Source organism: Ectothiorhodospira lacustris, assembly GCF_022227845.1.
GTDB lineage: Bacteria > Pseudomonadota > Gammaproteobacteria > Ectothiorhodospirales > Ectothiorhodospiraceae > Ectothiorhodospira > Ectothiorhodospira lacustris.
The window spans coordinates 316,313-339,374 of record NZ_JAJNQN010000002.1; the positions used below are offsets into that span (position 1 = coordinate 316,313).

The following is a 23,062-nucleotide window of genomic DNA, read 5'->3' on the forward strand; positions in this document are numbered from 1 at the left end:
ATGTTGTCCTTCCCTGGACCGGTTTGAAGGGGGCTAATCCTCGATCAGGATACGACTGCCATGCAGGCTGACGCTCAGGCGCTGATCCATGTGCCTGCCCAGACGGCCACCGGGCAGTGCCCGGATATCTCTCCAGGCAGGAGAGGCGGGATCACGGAAAATGGCCAGGATGCCAAGATGAGTGGCACCGGGAAGCCGCTTCAAGGCCAGTTCCCGGCTGCTACCCGGCTGCATCACCAGCTCCTGTCGTCCCAGGGCATCCGCCCCCAGGCTCTCCAGGTCCTGCTTCCAGAGGTCCTCAAAGGGACTTTCCTGAAAGCCCCGGGGATCCTTGAGCTGATAGACGCGAACGACCACGGGCAGTGCCTGGCCTTCCTCGCTGGGATTGATCAGGGGCGTGGCATGCAGATCCAGGCGAACCTGGGGGCCGGCACAGCCGCAGAGCAGCAGGACTGACAGGCAGCTGAAAAGGACCGTGACGATGCCTGTGCATCGACGGGATGGGAAGGTATGCCGGTTGGGCTGCGGGGTCTTCGACATCTGCCGTTCCTTGGCGCGTGGGTCGTATGATGGAAGAGAAGCCTGCTGGCTGCTCGACTCCTTCGATGCAGCAGCATGGGAGAGATATAACCGGATTTCAGCGGCGCTTGTCAAGGCCCGTCATGTCCGTTTCCTTCTACAGGTTTTGACGAGGGCGAGGGTCCAAGCAGCCGGGTAACGCTCCGGAGTAGACGCTCCGTGTTGAAAGGTTTGGTGATGTACTCGGTAAAACCGGCAGCCAACCCCTGCTCCGCATTACCGCGCATGGCCTGAGCGGTGAGGGCAACCACGGGGATATCGCGCAGATCAGGCTCGGCCTTGAGAATGCTCAGTGTCTTATAGCCGTCTTTGTCCGGTAGTCCGATATCGAGCAGGATCAGGTCCGGTCTATGGTGTTGTGCCAACGCCAGGCCTTCCCTGGCGGTGGCTGCCCCCGTAACCCTGATACCCAATCGTTCTACCAACAGCCTGGAGATCAGCCGCAGATTGGCGCCATCATCCTCGATATACAGGACGTGCCCCTGGATGGCAGAGGGGGAGGATGACATTCCGGCCCGTGGAGCAGCGATCCCGATGGCGGCATTCTGTGGCGTGGCGTCCGGCAGTTCGACCCAAAATCGACTACCCGCATGCAGGCGACTTTCAACCCCGATGCTGCCGCCCATGAGCTGAACGATGCGTTGCGTGATGCTCAATCCGATACCCAGACCTTCAACAGCATCGTCCGTATTGCCGAGACGGCTGAAGGGCTGGAACAGACGATTCATCTGGTCTTCGGCAATGCCATTCCCTGTGTCCTCCACGGCGATGCAGATCCGGTGATTATCAAGGGCATGAACGGAGATATGTACACTGCCCTGCCTGCGGTTGTACTTGATGGCATTGGAAATCAGGTTGACCAGAATCTGGCGAAGACGCATGGGATCTGCGCTGACCTTGAGTGCTCCGTCGCAGCGGTAACTCAGTTGAATGGCCCTCTGGTCCGCCAGGGGCTGAAGCAGGTCCAGACATCCTTGCAGCACTTCGCACAGCTTCACAGGCTGGATATCCAGTTGCATGACACCCGATTCCACATGGGCCAGATCCAGAAGTTCATTGATCAGTTCCAGCAGGTGACGGCCCGCACTCAGGATCTCCAGGATATTCTCCAGTTGCTCCTGGTTGAGATGGGGGTCATATTCCAGCAGCTGGGCAAATCCGATCACCGCGTTCATGGGGGTGCGCAGCTCATGACTCATGCTGGACAGGAACTCGGACTTGGCCCGGTTGGCGTGTTCGGCTGTTTCCTTGGCCTGGATCAGAATGGTCTCGATCTGCTTGCGGTCAGTCACATCCCTGAGATAAACCGCCGTGGACATGTGATCCCCGACCTTGAGTGACAGGGTTCGCATGTCCGCCGTGACCAACTTCCGCTGCCCGGTGGCAATGACCACTTCAGTGGGTTCCATGGAGATGACGACCGAACCGAAGTTGAGTCCATGCAGTTCCTGCGGTGCACGCTGGAACAGTTCGCAGGCAGAGGCATTGGCAAAGCAGATCCGGCCCGAGGGTGACAGCAGAAGGACGGCATCCGGCGCCTCTTCCACGATCAGTGCCAGGGTTTCCAGATCCGGGCGCTTCACACGGGTAGCTCCAGTGCGGAGAACAAGCGGTCTTTCAGTGAAAGATCCCCTACCACGCGCAGCTCCGGTTGCGGCGTCTTTCTAACGAGCACCGGTGTGACCAGGATACGTTCATCTTCAGCCACCTGGAGATCATCAAGGATGTCCACCACCTCTATGCACACCTTGATACCCTGGTCTTCCAGCAGCTGGGCGTAGCTGCGGAGATGTTCCGTGGCCCGTCGAGCGGTGTGCGTATGTCCGGCGATGAACAGCCTGAAATGATAGTCAGGATTCATCGGCGGTTTGCCTTCGACGAGCGGGGTGGTGAGGTGCTGGTCATAAGCGGAATGTATCTAGAGCCAGGTGCTCATCAGCGATCACCATGAACTGTTCACGAAAAGCCTGCGGCACGGGTTTGGGCCGCCCCGTCTCGGCATCCACATAGACCCATTCCGTCCTTGCCCTGACCAGGGGCCGGTGATCATCGGCGCGCATGAAGAGATAATGGCGCGGTGAACTGCGATGGGAAAAGCCCCCGATCCAGGTCAGCAGGATCAGATTATCCCCGACGTGGCTGGGGCGCAGATATTCGATGAAGTGAGAACGCACCACCCAACTGCCGCCTTCCTGCCGATAGCGATCCCAGTTCCAGCCGCGGGCAGCGGAGTGAGCCACGGCAATCTCCTGCATCCATTTCAGGTATTCCAGATTGTTGACGTGGCCGTTGATGTCGATGGCGGATTCAGGGACGCTGAACTGATGACAAAAGACACCCTCGTGATCCCTTGCCGAAAGGGATGCCATCGTGGAAAAGGACTGCTTGGCAGACATACTGAAACCCCGAAAGCAAAAAGGCATTCAGGCCCTGATCATGGACTAAACGGGCACTTTGACAATCGACATTCTACTGTTCCAGGCAAAGTCATGCGAACATTCCCTTTCAACGCTTTGAACCCGCCATGACCCTGAATCGCTGCCCGCTGTGCCATGGCCTGGAGACGCCGGTCTTTCATCGCGAAGACCGGCCCCGGGTGTACTACCGCGACTATCATCGTTGCCTGCGGTGCGATCTGACCTTCGTGCCTTCCCGTTATCATCTCTCCACTACGGAAGAGAAGGCCTATTACGATCTGCACGAGAATCAGAGTGCCGATGAAGGTTACCAGCAGTTTCTGGGCCGCATGCTCGCGCCGCTACTGGAGCGGGTGCGCCCCGGGGCGGTGGGACTGGACTTCGGCTGCGGTGCCGGCCAGGTCCTGGTGGGAATGTGCCGCCGGGCCGGGTTGTCCTGCGTGGGCTATGACCTCCATTACTACCCGGACCCTGCGCCGCTGGAGCACCGGTATGACTTCATCATCAGCACGGAGGTCTTCGAGCACCTGGCCGACCCCGCCGGGGTGCTGGAACAGTTGCTGATCCTGCTCAAGCCCGGCGGTTGGCTGGGGATCATGACCAAGCGAGCGCTGGACCGGCGGCGCTTTGCCCGCTGGCACTACACCTTGGATCCGACTCATGTCTGTTTTTTCAGTGAGCAGACCTTTCGCTGGATCGCCGCACGAACGGGCACGACCCTGGCGGTGGCAGGGAATGATGTGGTGATGTTCGGAAAGCCCGGCGGCTGAGCCGCCCTACTCCGCCCTGCAGACCTGGTTGCGTCCGGCCTGCTTGGCGGCATACAGGGCCTGATCTGCTGCCTTGATGACGCTCTCCGGGTCAGGACGATCCGGGCTGCGTTCGGCCACGCCCATGCTGATGGTGACGGACACCGTTCTTTGCTTGCCCTGTCCGCGCCGTGCCCTGCCCTCCTGCTTGCTACCCGGCCGGGATGCTTCGTCGCGAATGGCGATCTCATAGGTCTCGATGGCCTCCCTGACGGCTTCCAGATGGGGGATACACTGCTCCGCCGTCTTGCCGGGAAAAACGATCGTGAATTCCTCCCCACCGTAGCGGTAAGCCCGCCCTCCTCCGCTGACCTTGCGCAACCGGGCTGCGACCACCCGCAGCACCTGATCACCCAAGTCGTGGCCATGGGTATCGTTGAACTTCTTGAAATGGTCCACGTCGGTCATGGCAATGGCATAGCGGCGCCCCAGGCGCTGCATCCGTTCATTGAGGGCGCGGCGACCGGGCAGGCCGGTGAGATCATCGCGGAAGGCCATCTGGAAGGACTCATGCACCACGGCGATGGCCAGGATCAACAGCAGGGTGGCGGTGAACAGGGGCACGGCATAGGCGTGGAAGAGCTGCGGCAGCATCCATCCGATCCCGGCCAGCGTGATCCACTGTCCGGCCCACTGGGGACTCGGACGACGCACCACAAAGCCCCCCATCACGGCAAGGCACAGGGCCAGGCTCCAGAAGGAAAGTTGGGGCATGCCGTAGCCGTCCCAGTGCAGGGCGGGCAAGTGAGTCGTCAGCAACAGGTCGGCCATGCCTTCGGGGAACTGCGTGGCGAAGAGGACGGCGATGCCCGGCAGGGTTCCAAACACCGCCAATCGGAGCAGGAGATCCATCATCAGGTGATAGCGCTCGGACCAGAAGGCGTTGACCATGAACACCAGGGGGACCAGCAAGGTCATGAGTGCATAGCCCAGCGCGGGCAACAGGTCCGTGTCCGGCGCCATGGCCATGGGCCGGATCTGGAACATGCTGCCCAGGTAGACCATCAGCACCAGAATCACGCAGATGAGCGTCCGGGTGCGGCCATAGAGAAAGGCCAGGACCCCCGCCAGCCCACCCATCAGCCAGGGCAACACCTCCATCAGACCTTGGGGGAGTTCCGGCAGCCAGGCCCCTTGAATGGCTGCGCCCATCCCCAGGGCCAGCATCACGGGCGGGAGCAGGATGAAGATCAGGGTTTTGAGGTGTTCCAGGGGCATGGTCGGTTCAGGCGAGCGGGATGAACGTGATCCTGCATGTTATGCCGAAAGGTACGGCTTGCGTCGGTTTCTTGCGCATTATGAATGACCCCCGTTCCCGGCTCACGCCTCACGTCACTTCCCGATACAAAAAGAAGAAAAGATCTCCCCCAGCAGGTCATCCGCGCTCACCCGTCCGGTGATCTCTCCCAGTGCCTCCTGGGCCAGGCGCAGTTCCTCGGCTACCAGTTCCGTGGCGCGGGTGATGATGAGCTGGTCGTTGGCGGCCTGGATGTGATCGCGGGTGCGGGCCAGGGCGTCCAGGTGGCGGCGACGGGCGGTGAACAGGCCTTCCTGCTGACCGCTGTAGTGGAGCTGGGACTTGAGGGCTTCGCGCAGGGTACTGATGCCTTCGCCGGTGCGGGCCGAGATGAACAGTACGTCACTGGCATCCGCCGGCAATTCGTTGAGTCGATCCAGTTTGTTGTAGACGGTGATGATCGGCAGCCGAGGCGGCAGGCGGCGGCGGATATCCGCTTCCTCTTCGCCCTCTCCCCGGGTGGCATCCACCACCAGCAGGACCAGGTCGGCCTGTTCGATCTCGGCCCAGGCCCGGCGGATGCCTTCCTGCTCCACCGGGTCGTCGGATTTCCGCAGGCCGGCGGTGTCCACCAGGTGCAGGGGCAGTCCGTCCAGGCTCAGATGCTCCCGCAGCACGTCTCGGGTGGTACCGGGGATGGGGGTGACGATGGCCGCCTCCCGATCCACCAAGCGGTTGAGCAGGCTGGACTTACCCGCGTTGGGACAACCGGCGATCACCAGGTGAGCACCTTCCCGCAGCAGGTTGCCCTGGCGGGCCTGCTCCGTCAGGGCGGCGAGCAGAGCCAGCAGGGATTCGATCCGGTACTGGATATCCCCCTCCGCCAGCAGATCCAACTCCTCCTCGGAGAAATCCAGATCCGCTTCCACGAAGACACGCAGTTCGGTCAGGGCCGCAAGGATGTGCTCCACCCGGCGGGAAAACCCCCCTTCCAGTGACCGCCGAGCACTGCGCACCGCGGCAGCGGAACCCGCATCGATGAGATCGGCCACGGCCTCGGCCTGGGCCAGGTCCATGCGGTCATTCAGGAAAGCACGCTCGGTGAATTCCCCGGCCCGGGCCATACGGCAGCCCATCTCCAGACAGGTCCCCAGCAACAGGTCCATGACTACCGGGCCGCCATGGCCCTGCAGTTCCAGGACATCCTCGCCGGTATAGGAGTGGGGGCCGGGAAAGAACAGGGCGATGCCGTCGTCGATCACCTGACCCCGGGTGTCCAGGAAGGGGCCGTAAACCGCCTGTCTCGAGGCTGGCAGTCTACCCAGGCACCGGCGGGCCACGGCGGCGGCATCCGGGCCGGAGACGCGCACGATGCCCACACCGCCCCGTCCGGGGGCGGTGGCAATGGCGGCGATGGTATCGAGGCTGCAGTACATGACGGTAATCCCCACGAAAAATAGCCCGGTGGAGAAAACCGGCGGCCCTGAAGCGACACCATCACGGGGTGTCCTCGGGACCGTCGATCATCTCCAGCCGGGCTACAGGTGGCCGGGATGGCAAGCAGGAAGTGGTTTTACTTCTTGCCGCCGCCCTTGCCGTTGGCTGCCTTTTCGATCTGGCGTGTGATGTAGTACTGCTGGGCAATGGACAGCAGGTTGTTGACCAGCCAGTACAGCACCAGACCCGCCGGGAAGAAGGCGAAGAACACGGTGAAGACGATGGGCAGGGCCATCATGATCTTCTGCTGCACCGGGTCCATGGGAGCCGGATTCAGCTTGTACTGGGCGATCATGCTGGCACCCATGAGCAGCGGCAGCACGAAGAAGGGATCACGGATGGACAGATCCTGAATCCAGAAGATCCAAGGGGCCTGACGCAGCTCCACGCTCTCCAGCAGCACCCAGTACAGGGCGATGAAGACGGGAATCTGGATCAGGATGGGCAGACAGCCGCCCAGCGGATTGATCTTCTCCTTCTTGTAGAGCTCCATCAGCGCCTGGTTCATGCGCTGCTTGTCATCGCCGAAGCGCTCCTTGAGGGCTACCATCTTCGGCTGGACTGCACGCATCTTGGCCATGGAGCGGTAGCTGGTTTCGGACAGCTTGTAGAACACCAGCTTGATCATCAGGGTGAGGATGATGATGGCCCAACCCCAGTTACCCACGAAGTCATGAATTACCCGCAGCAGCCAGAACAGGGGTTTGGCCAACACGGTGAAGATGCCGTAGTCCACCGTCAGCTCCAGACCATTGGCAATCTCGGACAGGGGCTGTTGTGCCTTGGGGCCGATCCAGATGCGGGACTGCAGCTCGTCGGCGGCACCCGGAGCGATGCTGACGGGTTCGGAGCGCAGACCGATGATGTACTGGGGGCGTTCCGGTGTACCGATGGCACGGCTGTATAGCAGGTTCACCTCGTCTGCATGGGGTACCCAGGCAGTGAGGAAGTAATGCTGGATGATGGAGATCCAGCCCGCGGAGATATTCCGATCCTGGACGTTTCTGCCCAGGTCTTCCAGGGATTCCTTGATGTACTTGCCGTCATAGAGGGCGGCACCAGTGAAGGTGTACAGGAACCAGGACTCACGGTCGGGGGTGGGGCCATGACGCAGCTGCCGGTACTGACGCCCGGTCCAGGTGGCGTCACTGTTGTTTTCTACCTGATGACCGATATCCACCAGGAAGTCACCACGACGGAAGGTATAGGTCTTGGTGACGCGAATGCCGTCCTCGCTTTCCCAGGTCAGGGGGACCACGAGTTCATCCTGCCAGTCCTCCATGCGGTATTCGGTGCGCTCGGCCCGGAATACAGCATGGTGCGAAGGGGCACGGTCGGCGTGCTCGATGCCGGGCACGCGGTCGTGGATCAGGCCGGACTGGGCCACATAGTCGCGCAGGCGCTCATCCAGAATGCGAACCGGGTTGTCCGGCTGTTTCAGGCTCACCGGGTAGGTGAGCAGATCGGCGCGCACCAGATCACCACCGCGGGTATCGATGATCACGTCCAGCGTATCGGTGACCACGCGGATACGCTGGCGATCAGCGGCCGACACCGGGTCCATACCCACGGGAGCATCCATGGCCTCGGAAGTGGGGGCGTCGGGGACGTCGTCGCGGAATTCCTGCCCATTGAGGGTGGCTTCGGCGCGCTGGGGATCAAACTGGGGCTGGGGACCATAGTCCACACGCCAAGCCTGCCAGATCAGGAACAGCAGGAAAACCAGTGACAGGTACAGGATCGGTCGGAGATTATCCATGATTTCGCGGCTGCTTGTGATGGCCTGGGGCGGGGTCCGGTACAGGATCGTACCCGCCTTCGCAGAAGGGATGACAACGCGCCAGTCGCCGGACGGTGAGCCACAGGCCCCGCAGGGCGCCATGTCTCTCGATGGCCTCCATTCCGTAACAGGAACAGGAGGGGGTGAATCGGCAATGCTGCCCGATGAAAGGGCTCAGGGTATAGCGGTAGATCTGGATCAGGAAGATAAGGACTTTTCGCATTGGCTACTCATCCGTTTCCAGAGTCTTTCCAGGGCCTGATGCAGATCGGCGTTGTTGAAGCGCTGTGCGCCCGGTTTGCACATGATGACCATGTCCATGGGTGCCATGTCGGACCGATGCCGACGAAACGACTCCCGAATCAGGCGCTTGATTCGATTGCGCTGGGTGGCTTGGCGGACATTCTTCTTCGCCACGGCCATCCCCAGGCGCGGTCCTGCCGTCGGGTTCAGTGCCCAGAGCCCGGTGAAGGGCGGCTGGGACACCCGATGTGCATCCTTGAAGACCTGTTGGTAATCGCTCGCCTGTACCAATCGAACGTGGCGAGGAAACCCCTGGTCATTCAGCCCGATCTGAGGATCAGGGGCAGAGACGGGCGCGGCCCCGGGCGCGGCGAGCGGCCAGCACCTTGCGGCCACCACGGGTAGCCATGCGGGCACGGAAGCCGTGGGTGCGCTTGCGGTGCAGGTTACTGGGCTGGAATGTTCTTTTCATGACGGCTGACCGTGGCTGAGTTCTATTTTACGGGCGATAGAGAGCGCCCAATCTAAGGCGCGTAAAAGTACCTGCGATTGACATGGGTGTCAATCGATGTTGGTCAAGGCCTGGGGACAAGGATGTGGAAAAAGGTGTGGATAAGTCTGCGGACCAGCGGGTAGACTTACCCATCCCTCAACCCCTACCACTGGAGATACCCTTGGTTGGCAACTCCTTGTGGCAGCAATGCGTGTCGCGTCTGGAGAGTGAACTCTCCGAACAGCAACTCAATACCTGGATTCGTCCGCTGCATGCAGTGGAGGATCAGGGCGTATTACGGCTGCTCGCTCCCAATCGATTCGTGCTGGACTGGGTCAAGGACCATTTTTTCCAGCGTATAGACCAGGTCGTCAACGAGGTCCTGGGCAATGATTCCATGCGTGTGTTGCTGGAAGTGGGCAGCAGCCGGCCGCCCGGACCCGCGCGCCCCGCCCCGCCGGTTGCAGTACCCGCAGCACCGCCGCCGGCGGCGAATGCGGCTCAGGCACGCGGTCCGGCGCCCGCGCCGGCCGCCAGTTCACCCCAGTTCACCAATAACCTGAATCCCAACTTCACCTTCGAAAACTTCGTCGAGGGGAAGTCGAACCAGCTTGCTCGTGCCGCCAGCCTGCAGGTGGCCGCCAATGTAGGCAAGGCCTACAACCCCCTATTCCTCTATGGCAGCACCGGCCTGGGCAAGACTCACCTGATGCATGCCATCGGCAACACCATCCTCAAGGAGCGCCCGGACGCCAAGGTGGTGTACCTGCATTCGGAGCGTTTCGTGGCCGACATGATCAAGGCGCTGCAGCACAACTCCATCGACGAGTTCAAGCGTTACTACCGGTCTGTGGACGCATTGTTGATTGATGACATCCAGTTCTTTGCGGGCAAGGAGCGTTCCCAGGAGGAGTTTTTCCACACCTTTAATGCCTTGCTGGAAAGCCAGCAGCAGGTGATCCTGACCTGTGATCGCTACCCCAAGGAAGTGGATGGCCTGGAAGACCGGCTGAAGTCGCGCTTCGGTTGGGGTCTGACCGTGGCCATCGAGCCCGCGGAGCTGGAAACCCGGGTGGCCATCCTCAAGCGCAAGGCGGAAGAGGCCGGCGTCGATCTACCCAGCGAAGTGGCCTTTTTCGTCGCCAAGCGCATCCGCTCCAACATCCGGGAACTGGAGGGTGCACTGCGCCGGGTGATGGCCAACGCTCATTTCACCGGCCGTCCCATCACCCTGGAGTTTGCCAAGGAAGCGCTTCATGATCTTTTGGCCCTGCAGGACAAGCTGGTCACCATCGACAACATCCAAAAGACGGTGGCGGAGTATTACAAGATCCGCGTCTCCGATCTGCTGTCCACCCGCCGCAGCCGCTCCATCACCCGCCCGCGTCAAGTGGCGATGGCCCTGGCCAAGGAGCTGACCAATCACAGCCTGCCGGAGATCGGCAAGGCCTTCGGAGGGCGGGATCACACCACGGTGCTGCATGCCTGCCGGAAGGTGGTGGAACTGCGTGAATCCGACGCGCGGATCAATGAGGATTTCATCAACTTGCTCCGGACCTTGACCACCTAAAGCCCCGGGTGTGCGGGGGCAGGGCCACAACCCTGTGGATAAGATGTGCACCCGTGCTGGAGAACAGGGCCTCACTGGCTTATCCACACTCTCTCCACACCCGTCACAGTCGGTTATGCGGTGGTGACTTCACAGCATTTTTTGTAACTAAATATCTGAAAATTATAGGTATTTAAAAAGTTATCCAAAGCCTGTGCGGTTGCTTGTTACTATCATTAATAAAAGATTCTTTAAATACTAGTTAAAGACGGATGGTCCCAGATGAAACTGAGTATCCAACGGGAAGTGCTGCTTAAACCACTGCAGCAGGTAATCGGGGCTGTGGAAAAACGCCACACCATGCAGATCCTGGGTAACGTGCTGCTTCGGTGTGATGGTACTCACCTGAAAATGACCGCAACGGACCTGGAAGTGGAATTGGTTGCGGAGATGGAGTTCCCCTCTGAAGAGATCGGTGAAGTCACGCTCCCTGCTCGCAAGCTCCTTGATATCTGTCGTGCCCTGCCCGACGAGGCCGAAATCCGGATTCAAGTCAGCGCAGAACGATGTGTGCTCTCATCAGGGCGATCACGCTTCGTACTCACCACCCTGCCGGCAGGCGACTTCCCCAATCTGGATGAGATCGAAAGCCGGATCGAGTTTTCTCTCACGGAAAGAGAGCTTCTGACGTTGATCGGACGCACATCCTTTGCCATGGCCAACCAGGATGCCCGGTACTACCTCAATGGCCTTATGCTGGAGGTGGAAAAAGGAACGATTCGCACGGTTGCCACGGATGGTCATCGTCTGTCGCTGTGCGCCCTTAAATCCATTGTGGAAACGGAAGAAGCTCAGCAGGTCATCATTCCTCGAAAGGGTGTGCTGGAGCTTTCCCGCCTGTTGGAGCACAGCGATGATCCGGTCCGGGTTCAGATTGCAGCCAATCACTTGAGGGTGCGTGTGACCGGTCTTTGTTTCACCACTAAATTGATTGATGGGCGTTTCCCCGACTACAAGCGAGTCATTCCCCGTGACGGCGAACAGGTGCTGAAGGTGGATCGTGAACTCCTGCGCCAGGCGCTGGGGCGTACTGCGATCCTGTCCAATGAAAAGTATCGGGGTGTTCGCATCGAACTGTCTCCGAATACCATAAAGATCCAGTCCCACAATCCGGAACAGGAAGAGGCGGAGGAAGAACTGGAAGTGGAATACAGTGGTGAGCCGTTGGAGATCGGATTCAATGTCACTTACCTCATGGACGTGGTTGCCAATCTGCAGGGGGAAATCCTCGAAGCCACTTTCAAGGATTCCGGTTCTTCCGTGCTGATCCGGGATCTGGGCTTTCCTGATGCCCTCTATGTGGTCATGCCCATGCGGCTGTAATTTCCGTTACCCTCTTCCGGGGGCCTGGTCATCCAGGCCCCTCCCTCGTTTTTTCCCCATCGGTGCCCCTCGCCTCTCATGGGTCTGACACGACTCGATATCTTCAATCTCCGGCCTTTTGAAAAATCCCGGCTGGAGCCCTGTGCCGGACTGAATCTTGTGGTGGGCGAAAATGCTTCGGGCAAGACGAGCCTGTTGGAAGCGGTTCATGTGCTGGCCACCGGCCGTTCCTTCAGAACGCAGCGGATTGAACCCGTCATTCGCAAGGGGGCGCGTGATCTGATGGTGACGGGGCGCCTACGACTTGACGGGCGGCAGGTTTCGCTGGGCATTCGCAAGGGCGGTGGCAAGACGCTGGCAAGGATCAACGGTAAATCCGTGCGCAGTCAGTCCGAACTGGCCCAGGCCCTGCCCCTTCAGGTCATTCATCCGGATAGTCATGAGTTGCTGTCCGGAAGCCCTACTGAACGACGCGGTTTTCTGGACTGGGGTATCTTTTACCAGTCGCCCGAAGCCATGGGCCATTGGCAGAACTATCGTCGGGCACTGATCCAGCGCAATGAGGCCCTGCGTCGCGGTCTGAATGATAAAGCCCTGGATGTATGGGAAGCGTTGCTTGCCCAGTCAGGCGAAGCCATGGATCGCGCCCGGTTGTCCTATCTCGATACGCTGCTGCGCCATGTCCGTGATCTGGAAGCACTGTTGCCTGGGAATGAAGGGGTGGATCTTGTCTATCGTCGCGGCTGGCGTGAAGGGGTGGATCTCAGGACCCTGCTGCAGACAGCTCGCCCGCGGGAGCGAGAGATGGGCTATACCCTATCCGGTCCTCATCGGGCTGACGTGGTGTTCCGTTGCGGAGATGTACTTCTGGCTGAAGGTGCGTCCAGAGGGCAGCAAAAGTCGGCCGTGCTGCTTTTGCGCCTGGCTCAGGTGGCTGCTTTCAGGGGGGTTACCGGGCGGTCCGCGGTGGTGATGGTGGATGACCTGCCTTCAGAGTTGGACGAATCCCACCGTGCTGCCGTGCTTGCATTGCTCCAGGGACTGGATTGCCAGGTTTTTGTCACTGCCATCGATGCTCGGCAGATCGATGCCCGTGCCTGGTCGAGTTTAAGGATGTTCCACGTGGAACAGGGTCGACTGCGGGACTTGAACTGAATGTTCCACGTGGAACATTCAAGGCGTCCGACAAGAAAAGATGTTCCACGTGGAACATCCGTCCTGCGCCGGTGTTGGGAATTGCTTTTCAAACATTCCGGGTGTTCTGACAACAAGGGAAATACTGGAGTGACGGAAAGGGAATGCCGGAGTGACGGAAAGGGGACAGGGCTTCCTTATGCTGGTATCTGTTGGAACAAGGCGGGACTCGGGCAGCAAGTGATATAATGCCTCTCTTTTCGATGTTAGGCAGGCACCGCATGACCGATCAGACGCCCCCGACCTACGACTCCTCCAATATCAAGGTCCTCAAAGGCCTGGATGCTGTCCGCAAACGGCCGGGCATGTACATCGGTGACACCGATGACGGTACAGGGCTGCATCACATGGTCTTCGAGGTGGTGGACAACGCCATCGATGAAACCCTGGCCGGTTACTGCAAGGAGATCAATGTCACCATCCACAGTGATGGTTCGGTCAGTGTCAGCGACGACGGCCGAGGTATCCCGGTGGACATCCACCCCGAGGAAGGTCGGTCCGCTGCTGAAGTCATCATGACCGTGCTGCATGCGGGGGGGAAGTTTGACGACAACTCCTACAAGGTGTCCGGCGGGTTACACGGGGTGGGCGTCTCCGTGGTGAATGCCCTTTCCGAATGGCTGGAGATGACCATCTACCGCGAGGGCAAGACCCATCGGCAGACCTATCATCTGGGGGTGCCTGACGCCCCCCTGAAGGCAGTCAGTGAGACTCAGCGCACCGGGACCACGATCCATTTCAAGCCCAGCCCCGAGATCTTCACCGATACTGAATACCATTACGACATCCTTTCCCGCCGCTTGCGGGAACTCTCATTCCTGAACTCCGGTGTCCGCATTCACCTCCAGGATGAGCGGGATAGCGGCAAGCGGGATGTCTTTGAGTACCAGGGGGGGATCCGCGCCTTCGTGGAGCACCTCAATCGAAACAAGACACCGCTGCATCCCACCGTAATCTACCTGAACGCGGAAAAGGACGGGATTGTCGTGGAGATTGCCCTGCAATGGAACGACTCCTACCAGGAAAACATCTTCTGTTTCACGAACAACATTCCACAGCGGGACGGTGGTACGCATCTGGCCGGCTTCCGCTCCGCCCTCACCCGCACGCTGAATCAGTACATGGAGGCCGAGGGCGTACTCAAGCGACAAAAGGTCAGTACCAGCGGTGATGATGCCCGTGAAGGTCTGACCGCCGTCCTGTCGGTGAAAGTCCCTGATCCCAAGTTTTCCTCCCAGACCAAGGACAAGCTGGTGTCTTCCGAGGTGAAGCCGGTGGTGGAGTCGGTGATGAGCGACACCCTGCAGGCCTTCCTGCTGGAAAACCCGGGTGAATCCAGGACGATCACCGGCAAGATCATCGACGCCGCCCGTGCCCGCGAAGCGGCCCGCAAGGCGCGTGAGATGACCCGTCGCAAGGGGGCGCTGGATGTGGCCGGACTACCCGGAAAGCTGGCGGACTGTCAGGAGAAGGACCCTGCCCTTTCCGAACTGTTCATCGTGGAGGGTGACTCGGCAGGTGGCTCGGCCAAGCAGGGGCGGGACCGGCGCACCCAGGCAGTACTGCCCCTCAAGGGCAAGATCCTGAACGTGGAGAAGGCCCGCTTCGACAAGATGCTCTCCTCCGCCGAGGTGGGCACCCTGATCACGGCCCTGGGGTGTGGGATCGGCAAGGATGAATTCAATCCCGACAAGCTGCGTTATCACCGCATCATCATCATGACCGACGCGGACGTGGACGGCTCCCATATCCGTACCCTGCTGCTGACCTTCTTCTATCGTCAAATGCATGAACTGGTATCCAGGGGGCACATCTACATCGCACAGCCGCCCCTGTACAAGGTCAAGCGCGGCAAGCAGGAGAGTTACGTCAAGGACGAACTGGAAATGAGCAATCTGTTACTCAGCTTGGCTCTGGATGACGCCAAGTTGCTGGTTAATCCCGAGGCGCCGCCGGTCAGTGGTCAGGCCCTGGAGGAACTTGCACGCCGCTACAACAGCGTGATGGCTGCAGTGGGACGTCTGGGACGTCGCTATGACCGGCAGCTGCTGGAACGCATGGTATTTGCCACGCCACTGAATGAGGGCGATCGACATGATCAGGGCAGGCTGGAAGCCTGGTTCAGTCGTTTGCTGGAAGGGCTGCAAAGTGATGCCGCCGGTGCCACCCGCTACGAGATGATCATCCTTACAGACGAGCGGGGGGGGTATCAGGCCCGGGTGACTCGATTGATGCATGGGGCGCGAACGGATGAGACCTACGGCGCCGACTTTTTCGAGTCCGCTGAATTCAGACTCATACGCGAGCTGGCCGAGCGTCTGGATGGACTGCTGGATATGGGGGCCTATATCCAGCGGGGCGAACGGCGTCAGCCGGTCAGCAATTTCCGCGAGGTCATGAACTGGCTGCTGACCGAAGCACGGCGTGGACTGTCCATTCAGCGCTACAAGGGGCTGGGTGAGATGAATCCCGAGCAGCTTTGGGATACCACGCTGAACTCGGAAACCCGGCGCCTGCTACAGGTGCAGGTGGAAGATGCGGTGCGGGCCGACGAAGTCTTCACCACGCTGATGGGCGATCATGTGGAGCCGCGACGGGAATTCATCGAGGCCAATGCGCTGACGGTATCCAATCTGGACATCTGACCCGATGAAGGCGGTGGACCGATGGCGCGGTTCACTGCCCCAAAGGGCATACTTTGCGGGCTGAATGGGGCAGAATATCCCCATCTAAAGTCTCCATAGACCACGAGGCGAGGACCATGGATATCGGCGGCTATGTCATGCTTGGCATCTTCATCCTGATCGCCCTCTACGCGGTGATCATCTACAACAACCTGGTCAGTCTCAAGCATGGGGTGTCCAAGGCCTGGTCCAACATTGATATTCTGCTCAAGCAGCGTTTCGATGAGTTGCCCAAACTGGTGGAAGTCTGTCGGCAATACATGTCCTACGAACAGGACACCCTGGAAAAGGTCATGCGTGCCCGCACCCAGGTGGCTGCCGCACAGCAGAACCAGGACATGAAATCTTTGGGACAAGCAGAGGATGTGCTCAGGGTGGGCCTGGGCAATCTCTTCGCCGTGGCCGAGGCCTATCCGGAACTCAAGGCGGACCAGACCTTCCGCCACCTGCAGTCACGGATCACCGGCCTGGAAAATGCCATTGCCGATCGCCGCGAGTACTACAACGAATGCGTCAACCGGAACAATGTCCGCATTGAGCAATTTCCGGATGTGGTCGTTGCGCATCTATTCCGTTTTGCCCCCTTCGACCTGCTGGAGTTTTCCCGACGGGAACTGCAGGATGTGGATGTCCGCGCCCTTTTCAGCTAGGTATTGAGCCACGATGCAGGAGGGCATGGCCGCCTCGGTTCGGTCCATGGATGCCGGGGAGTACGCCTTCCTCGTTGCCGTTCTGGCGCTGCTCCTGATGGCTGCGCTCTGGGGGTTTTTGCGCGGCAACTACCGCAAGCGCCTCATTGCGGATACCCCGACTTCCCGTGTCCGTTCCGCTGCCCAGGGCTATCTGGAGTTGGTGGGCCAGGCCCGATGGATGCCGGGGCCGCCCATCATCGCCCCCCTCACGGGCACTCACTGCGCATGGTATTTCTATCAGATAGAGCGACGCGATAGCTCTGGTCGTAATCAGCGCTGGAGTCGTGTCGAGCAGGGCCGCAGTGACAACCTGTTTTTGCTGCAGGATGACACGGGAGAGTGCCTGATCGATCCAGAGGGCGCCCAGGTGGTCTGCGTGCATCGGGATATCTGGCATGGCAGCGCCCCCAGACCTCTGACCGGACCCAGGGGCGGCGGGGCCTTTCTGGGAATGGGGCGGTATCGCTATACGGAGCGCCGCCTGCACCTGGATGAGGATCTCTATGCCATCGGTTATTTCCGCACCCAGGGGAGCGGCGATGACAGCCCGCTGAACCTGGAGGTGGCGGAGATTCTGGGGCGCTGGAAAAAGGACGCGTCCATCATGAAGCGCTTCGACACCAACCAGGATGGCGAGATCGATATGGACGAATGGGAGCGTGCCCGGCAGGCAGCGATCCAGAAGGCCCTGCTGCGTCGCGCCGAACGGGCCGATGCCCCTGCGGTCCATATCATGAGCCGGGGTCCCGATCGCCGCCGGCCTTACATCCTCTCCGCCATCTCCGAGGACCGCCTGGTGCGACGCTATCGCCGGCTTGCCCGGTTCAGCGGTCTCTCGTTTCTGATGGCGGCGGGTGCTTTGGCATGGGTGGTGCTGGCCCGTATTGCCCCATAGCCGTTCTCGACGCTTCCAGGTTGGGGAGCTTGAACAGGCTTGTGATACATTACCCACATGTAACGGTCGGACATCTGCAGGGCCACCTTGCCTTCACCTGGGCCTTGATGTTCAAAACTCAACCTGACGCTGGAATCGCTGATGAACAACCCCTTACTCCAGATGCAGGGACTGCCCCCCTTCGGGGAGATTCGCCCGGAACACGTGGAGCCCGCCGTGGATCAAGTGCTGGCGGACAACCGGGCCGCGATCCAGGCCCTGCTGGATCAGCCCGGCCCCTTCACCTGGGAGACCCTGGTCCATCCCCTTTCCCTGCTGGAAGACTGCCTCAACCGGATCTGGTCGCCGGTTCGGCACATGAACTCCGTGGTCAACACCGATGAACTGCGTCAAGCCTACAATGCCTGTCTGCCCAAGCTGTCCGACTATGCCACGGAAATCGGGCAGAACCTGGCCTTGTTCCAGGCCTTTCGCAGTATTGCCGATGGCCCTGGATTCGCCGAACTGGCCCCCGCCCAGCAGCGCGTGATCCGCAATGCCCTGCGTGATTTTCATCTTTCCGGGGTCGATTTGCCCGAGGACAAGAAGGCCCGTTACAAGGCCATTGCCCAGGAACTGTCCCAGCTCACCTCCCGCTTCGAGGAAAACGTCCTTGATGTCACCCAGGCCTGGAAACGGATCATTCCCGATGGTGAAGGCCTCAAGGGACTGCCGGAATCCGCCCGGGAGATGCTGCGGCAGAATGCTCGGCAGCACAAGGAAGAAGGCTATCTGATCAACCTGGAATTCCCGTCCTACTACGCGGTCATGACCTACGCCGATGATCGTGACCTGCGCCGGGAGGTCTATGCGGCCTATGTCACCCGGGCCTCCGACCAGGGACCTCATGACCGTCGCTTTGACAATTCCCAAGTGATGGAACAGATCCTGGCCCTGCGTCATGAGCAGGCCCGGTTGCTGGGATATCCCAGCTATGCCCACCTGTCCCTGGCCACCAAGATGGCCGAATCCCCGGAGCAGGTGGTGGGGTTCCTGACCGAAATGGCGGAACGGGCCTGCCCCGCCGCCCGCAAGGAACTGGAGACCCTGCAGGCTTTCGCCCGCGAACACCTGGGGCTTGAGGATCTGCAGGCCTGGGACCTGGCCTATACCTCGGAAAAGCTGCGCAAGCATGCCTACGATCTCTCCCAGGAGGATCTCAAGCCCTACTTCCCGGTGGACCGGGTGTTGCAGGGGCTGTTCCAACTGGTGGAGCGTCTGTATCAGGTAGGCATCCACCCGGTAACCGATGCCCCGGTCTGGCACGAGGACGTCCGCTTCTACGAAATCCAGGACCCGGACGGCACCCCCCGGGCTCGGTTCTATCTGGATCTCTATGCCCGTGCCCGCAAACGGGGCGGCGCCTGGATGGATGAGTGCTTGAATCGCCTCAGGGACGGAGAGCGCCTGCAGCTCCCCGTGGCCTACATGACCTGCAATTCCACGCCGCCGGTGGGTGGCAAGCCCGCCCTCTTCACCCATGATGAGGTGCTGACCCTGTTCCACGAGTTCGGTCATGGGCTGCATCACATGCTGACTCGGGTGGACTATCCGGATGTGGCGGGCATCAACGGTGTGGAATGGGATGCGGTGGAACTGCCCAGCCAGTTCATGGAGAACTGGTGCTGGGAGCGGGAGGCCCTGGACCTGATCGCCGGTCACCATGAAACCGGCGAGCGGCTTCCCGACGACCTGTTCGACAAGCTGCAGGCCACCCGTCATTTCCAGGCGGCCATGCAAATGGTGCGGCAGTTGGAGTTTTCCTTGTTCGATATGCGTCTTCATGGCGAATACGACCCGGCGCAGGGCGGGCGCATCCAGGATATCCTGGATGCGGTGCGCAGCCAGGTGGCGGTGTTGGTTCCGCCTGCATTCAATCGTTTCCAGCACAGCTTCTCCCATGTCTTTGCCGGCGGGTATGCCGCCGGGTATTACAGCTACAAGTGGGCCGAAGTGCTGTCGGCCGATGCCTTTGCCCGATTCGAGGAGGAAGGCCTGTTCAACCCGGAGGTGGGCTGCGCTTTTCTGCATGAGATCCTGGAACAGGGCGGCGCCCGCCCTGCCCTGGAGCTGTTCAGGGCCTTCCGCGGCCGTGATCCGCAGATCGAGGCCTTGCTGCGGCATTCAGGGTTGGTGGACGCGGCGGCATGAAGATCGCCACCTGGAACGTCAATTCACTGAAGGTGCGCCTGCCCCATGTGCTGGACTGGTTGGCAGGGCAGCAGCCGGACGTGCTGGCGCTGCAGGAAACCAAGACGGTGGATGAGGCCTTCCCACTGGAGGCGCTGCGGGCGGCGGGATATCACTGCCTGTATGCAGGGCAGAAAACCTATAACGGGGTGGCCCTGTTGACCCGTGTACCGGGAGAGGATCCGGTGACCGATCCGCCGGGGGTGGACGATCCGGAGCGACGCATCCTGGCCGCGACGGTGAGCGGGGTCCGGGTGATTAACCTGTATGTGGTGAATGGTTCGGAGGTGGGCTCGGACAAATACGCCCGCAAGCTGGACTGGCTGGCCCGGGTGACGGATTTCGTAAAGTTGGAACTGGCCCGTCATGATCAGGTAGTGGTGTTGGGGGATTTCAACATCGCCCCGGAGGATCGGGACGTCCATGATCCTGCGGCCTGGCATGAACGGATTTTGTGTTCAACCCCTGAGCGGGCGGCCCTGAGGACGATGCTGGATCTGGGGCTTGAGGATGTCTTCCGCCGGTTCGAGCAGCCTGAGGCGGCATTTAGCTGGTGGGATTACCGGGCGGCGGGGTTCCGGCGTAACCGGGGACTGCGGATCGATCTGATCCTGGCCAGCCCGGCGCTGGCGGAGCGGTGTCTGAGCTCTGAGATCGATCCGGAGCCCCGCCGTCTGGAGCGTCCGTCGGATCATGCCCCGGTACTGGCCTGTTTTGATCTGTGATTTAATGTCCGGACTTCAGTGATCCAATACGGGCCTGTCAGGGATGTTCTGAATCGGTCATTCGCGCATATGTATCACCACTCCCGCGTTAGGTCATTCCTGAGTTTCAGTAGGTCATTCCCGCGGAAGCGGGAATCCAGTCGCAGACTGAAAATCCTGGGCTCCCGCTTTCGCGGGAGTGACGATGGGGTGCTCTCGTGGGAGTGACGCCGGGGTGCTTTCGTGGGAGTGATGGCGAGGGGCTTTTTCAGAACTTCCTTTACTGGGTACCGTGCCATCCGTGAATGTATGGGAAATCTATGAAATATCGCGACCTGCGTGACTTCATCTCCGGCCTGGAGGCCCAGGGAGAACTCAAGCGTATCCGGATCCCGGTGGACCCGAATCTGGAGATGACCGAGATCTGCGACCGTACCCTGCGGGCCGGTGGCCCTGCCCTGCTGTTTGAGCGTCCCACCGGGTATGACATGCCGGTACTTGGCAATCTCTTCGGCACCCCGCGGCGAGTGGCCATGGGCATGGGGGAGGACTCGGTGGAGGCCTTGCGGGAGGTGGGCAAGCTGCTGGCCTTCCTCAAGGAGCCGGACCCGCCCAAGGGGCTGAAGGAGGCCTGGAAGACCCTGCCTATCTTCAAGAAGGTGCTGGACATGGCGCCCAAGAAGGTGCGGGGCGGTGAATGTCAGGCGGTGATTCTGGAAGGCGATGATGTGGACCTGAGCAGTCTGCCGGTGCAGACCTGCTGGCCCGGAGACGCCGGACCCCTGATCACCTGGGGGCTGGTGGTGACCAAGGGACCACGGCGGGAACGCCAGAACATGGGCATCTATCGCCAGCAGGTGATCGGACGCAATCGGGTGATCATGCGCTGGCTCTCCCATCGGGGCGGTGCCCTGGATTTTCGTGACTGGCAGATCGATCATCGCGGTGAGCCCTTCCCCGTTGCCGTGGTCCTGGGCTGCGATCCGGCCACCATCCTGGGCGCGGTGACCCCGGTGCCCGATACCCTGTCGGAGCACGCCTTTGCCGGGCTGCTGCGTGGGGATCGCACCGAACTGACCCGTTGCATCGGGAATGAATTGTTGGTGCCGGCCACCGCCGAGATCATCCTGGAAGGCGTGATTCATCCCGACGACATGGCGCCGGAGGGGCCGTTCGGAGACCACACCGGGTATTACAACGAGGTGGACGACTTCCCGGTGTTCACCGTGGAGCGCATCACCCACCGCAAGAACCCCATCTATCACAGCACCTATACCGGACGACCGCCGGATGAACCGGCCATCCTGGGGGTGGCCCTGAACGAGGTATTCGTGCCCATCCTGCAGAAACAGTTTCCGGAGATCACGGATTTCTATCTGCCGCCGGAGGGCTGTTCCTACCGCCTGGCCGTGGTGAGCATCCGCAAACAGTATGCCGGGCACGCCAAGCGGGTGATGCTGGGGGTGTGGTCCTTCCTGCGCCAGTTCATGTATACCAAGTTCGTTATCGTGGTGGATGATGACATCAATGTCCGGGACTGGAAGGATGTGATCTGGGCCATGACCACCCGCATGGACCCGGGCCGGGATACGGTCACCATCGACAATACCCCGATCGATTATCTGGATTTTGCCTCGCCGGTATCGGGGTTGGGTTCCAAGATGGGCTTTGACGCCACCAACAAGTGGCCGGGAGAGACGACCCGGGAATGGGGTACCCCCATGGTCATGAGTGAGGCGGTGAAACAGCGGGTGGATGAAATATGGAAGGATCTGGGCCTGGACGGCGAATGATCCCGGCCACGACCATCAAGTCCACGCAGTCAATGCCGATATTGTGATAACTCAATATGCTATTTTTGCATGGCACGATGCTTGAGGGGACTGCAAAAGGATGGACCGATCCATATTGATCCGCCTGTCATGGGGCGTGGCTGTCTGCGGGGGGGCGGTTCTATCCGCCCTGTTGGCGCACTGGTTACTGGGTCCCGGCATGCTGTCCGCCGTGCTCGGTGCCGTGGTGGCCGTGTCATTCACCTTCCTGCTACTGGAGCGCCTCTGGTTTGCACCTCGCGAGCGTGACCTGCAGGCCCTGTACGGGCAGCTACGGGGGGGGCCCCTGCCCGATGGGGTGGACCCCCGGATCGAGGCCGTATCCAGACAGCTGATCCGTTATCGGAGCTTGACCGACAAACTGGCGGAAACCGGCTCACTCATCGCCGTGTCGGCGGCCGAAGTGGCGTTTTCCTGTACCGCCCTCAAGCAGCGTGTCCATGCTCAGGTCACCAGCGTCAACGGCATTGCCGACTCTTCCGCCCGGATTTCAGCCACGGTGCAGGCTGCGGCGCAAAGCTCCGGTGAGGCGGTGCAAAGCTCCCGTCGGACCAATCAGGCCAGCCATGAAGGACATGACTGTGTCGCCGATGCCCTCAACCACATGGAGCAGATGAAGCAGCGGATGCAGCAGGCCTCCATGCTCATGACGAGTCTTGAGAGCCGGGCCGGGGAGATTCAGCGCATCACCGAGGTCATCACAGGCATTGCCGAGCAGACCAACCTGCTGGCCTTGAACGCCGCCATCGAGGCGGCCCGGGCCGGGGAGCAGGGGCGCGGGTTTGCCGTGGTGGGGGGGGGGGGGGGGGGGGGGGGGGGGGGGGGGGGGCCCCGCCCCCGCCCCC

At 60.7% G+C, this 23,062-nt stretch carries 21 protein-coding genes; 11 read left to right on the forward strand and 10 right to left on the reverse strand.

Features of this window, described 5'->3' with window-relative positions; all coding sequences use genetic code 11:
- Nucleotides 1–33: 33 nt before the first annotated feature.
- From tssJ to LQ956_RS03190, 4 genes are all read right to left on the reverse strand, one after another.
- The gene (gene tssJ, locus LQ956_RS03175; RefSeq protein WP_238620651.1) at nucleotides 34–540 is read right to left on the reverse strand and encodes a type VI secretion system lipoprotein TssJ; all 507 of its coding nucleotides are present in this window, start codon (nucleotides 538–540) and stop codon (nucleotides 34–36) included.
- A 110-nt stretch (nucleotides 541–650) separates the two neighbouring features.
- A complete protein-coding gene (locus LQ956_RS03180; RefSeq protein ID WP_238620652.1) occupies nucleotides 651–2,162 on the reverse strand; it encodes an ATP-binding protein in 1,512 nt (503 codons plus the stop codon).
- Entirely contained in the window at nucleotides 2,159–2,440 is a 282-nt protein-coding gene (locus LQ956_RS03185) for a circadian clock KaiB family protein (RefSeq protein WP_238620653.1), read from the reverse strand. Before LQ956_RS03185 ends, LQ956_RS03180 begins: the two co-directional genes overlap by 4 nt.
- A 40-nt stretch (nucleotides 2,441–2,480) precedes the next feature.
- Nucleotides 2,481–2,975, reverse strand: coding sequence for an acyl-CoA thioesterase (locus LQ956_RS03190; RefSeq protein ID WP_238620654.1), 495 nt, complete (start codon nucleotides 2,973–2,975; stop codon nucleotides 2,481–2,483).
- A gap of 128 nt (nucleotides 2,976–3,103) precedes the next feature.
- Between LQ956_RS03190 and LQ956_RS03195 the strand changes: the two genes are divergently transcribed.
- Nucleotides 3,104–3,766, forward strand: coding sequence for a class I SAM-dependent methyltransferase (locus tag LQ956_RS03195; RefSeq protein WP_238620655.1), 663 nt, complete (start codon nucleotides 3,104–3,106; stop codon nucleotides 3,764–3,766).
- A 6-nt stretch (nucleotides 3,767–3,772) separates the two neighbouring features.
- On the opposite strand, the gene LQ956_RS03200 is transcribed toward LQ956_RS03195, so the two are convergent.
- From LQ956_RS03200 to rpmH, 6 genes are all read right to left on the reverse strand, one after another.
- Nucleotides 3,773–5,023, reverse strand: coding sequence for a GGDEF domain-containing protein (locus LQ956_RS03200; RefSeq protein WP_238620656.1), 1,251 nt, complete (start codon nucleotides 5,021–5,023; stop codon nucleotides 3,773–3,775).
- Nucleotides 5,024–5,137: 114 nt separating this feature from the next.
- Complete coding sequence (mnmE, locus tag LQ956_RS03205) at nucleotides 5,138–6,478, reverse strand: tRNA uridine-5-carboxymethylaminomethyl(34) synthesis GTPase MnmE (protein WP_238620657.1); 1,341 nt, start codon at nucleotides 6,476–6,478, stop codon at nucleotides 5,138–5,140.
- A 137-nt stretch (nucleotides 6,479–6,615) separates the two neighbouring features.
- A complete protein-coding gene (gene yidC, locus LQ956_RS03210; RefSeq protein ID WP_238629380.1) occupies nucleotides 6,616–8,298 on the reverse strand; it encodes a membrane protein insertase YidC in 1,683 nt (560 codons plus the stop codon).
- Nucleotides 8,291–8,542 carry a membrane protein insertion efficiency factor YidD gene (gene yidD / locus LQ956_RS03215; RefSeq protein WP_238620659.1) on the reverse strand — a complete coding sequence of 84 codons (252 nt, stop codon included), beginning with the start codon at nucleotides 8,540–8,542 and terminating at the stop codon, nucleotides 8,291–8,293. The genes yidC and yidD overlap by 8 nt, the downstream gene beginning before the upstream one ends.
- A complete protein-coding gene (gene rnpA / locus LQ956_RS03220; RefSeq protein WP_347402035.1) occupies nucleotides 8,518–8,961 on the reverse strand; it encodes a ribonuclease P protein component in 444 nt (147 codons plus the stop codon). Before rnpA ends, yidD begins: the two co-directional genes overlap by 25 nt.
- Nucleotides 8,900–9,034, reverse strand: a complete 135-nt coding sequence (rpmH, locus tag LQ956_RS03225; RefSeq protein WP_083838800.1) for a 50S ribosomal protein L34 — start codon at nucleotides 9,032–9,034, stop codon at nucleotides 8,900–8,902. Before rpmH ends, rnpA begins: the two co-directional genes overlap by 62 nt.
- Before the next feature lie 202 nt (nucleotides 9,035–9,236).
- On the opposite strand from rpmH, the gene dnaA reads away from it, so the two are divergent.
- The 10 genes from dnaA to LQ956_RS03275 form a co-directional block, all read left to right on the forward strand.
- Nucleotides 9,237–10,625, forward strand: coding sequence for a chromosomal replication initiator protein DnaA (gene dnaA, locus LQ956_RS03230; protein WP_238620661.1), 1,389 nt, complete (start codon nucleotides 9,237–9,239; stop codon nucleotides 10,623–10,625).
- A 261-nt stretch (nucleotides 10,626–10,886) separates the two neighbouring features.
- A complete protein-coding gene (gene dnaN, locus LQ956_RS03235; protein WP_238620662.1) occupies nucleotides 10,887–11,987 on the forward strand; it encodes a DNA polymerase III subunit beta in 1,101 nt (366 codons plus the stop codon).
- Nucleotides 11,988–12,065: 78 nt separating this feature from the next.
- Nucleotides 12,066–13,142 (forward strand): DNA replication/repair protein RecF, encoded by a 1,077-nt coding sequence (gene recF / locus LQ956_RS03240; protein ID WP_238620663.1) that lies wholly within the window; start codon nucleotides 12,066–12,068, stop codon nucleotides 13,140–13,142.
- Nucleotides 13,143–13,402: 260 nt separating this feature from the next.
- Nucleotides 13,403–15,826 carry a DNA topoisomerase (ATP-hydrolyzing) subunit B gene (gene gyrB, locus LQ956_RS03245; protein ID WP_238620664.1) on the forward strand — a complete coding sequence of 808 codons (2,424 nt, stop codon included), beginning with the start codon at nucleotides 13,403–13,405 and terminating at the stop codon, nucleotides 15,824–15,826.
- Nucleotides 15,827–15,942: 116 nt separating this feature from the next.
- Entirely contained in the window at nucleotides 15,943–16,515 is a 573-nt protein-coding gene (locus LQ956_RS03250) for a LemA family protein (protein ID WP_238620665.1), read from the forward strand.
- Nucleotides 16,516–16,528: 13 nt separating this feature from the next.
- Nucleotides 16,529–17,452: a GIDE domain-containing protein gene (locus tag LQ956_RS03255; RefSeq protein WP_238629381.1), complete on the forward strand. Its 924-nt coding sequence runs from the start codon at nucleotides 16,529–16,531 to the stop codon at nucleotides 17,450–17,452.
- A gap of 141 nt (nucleotides 17,453–17,593) precedes the next feature.
- Nucleotides 17,594–19,642, forward strand: coding sequence for an oligopeptidase A (gene prlC / locus LQ956_RS03260; RefSeq protein WP_238620667.1), 2,049 nt, complete (start codon nucleotides 17,594–17,596; stop codon nucleotides 19,640–19,642).
- Nucleotides 19,639–20,406 (forward strand): exodeoxyribonuclease III, encoded by a 768-nt coding sequence (gene xth, locus LQ956_RS03265; protein ID WP_238620668.1) that lies wholly within the window; start codon nucleotides 19,639–19,641, stop codon nucleotides 20,404–20,406. Before prlC ends, xth begins: the two co-directional genes overlap by 4 nt.
- A gap of 299 nt (nucleotides 20,407–20,705) precedes the next feature.
- A complete protein-coding gene (ubiD, locus tag LQ956_RS03270) occupies nucleotides 20,706–22,178 on the forward strand; it encodes a 4-hydroxy-3-polyprenylbenzoate decarboxylase (RefSeq protein WP_238629382.1) in 1,473 nt (490 codons plus the stop codon).
- A 100-nt stretch (nucleotides 22,179–22,278) separates the two neighbouring features.
- Nucleotides 22,279–23,062, forward strand: a 784-nt coding sequence (locus tag LQ956_RS03275) for a methyl-accepting chemotaxis protein (protein WP_238630361.1), incomplete at its 3' end; no start/stop codon positions are given.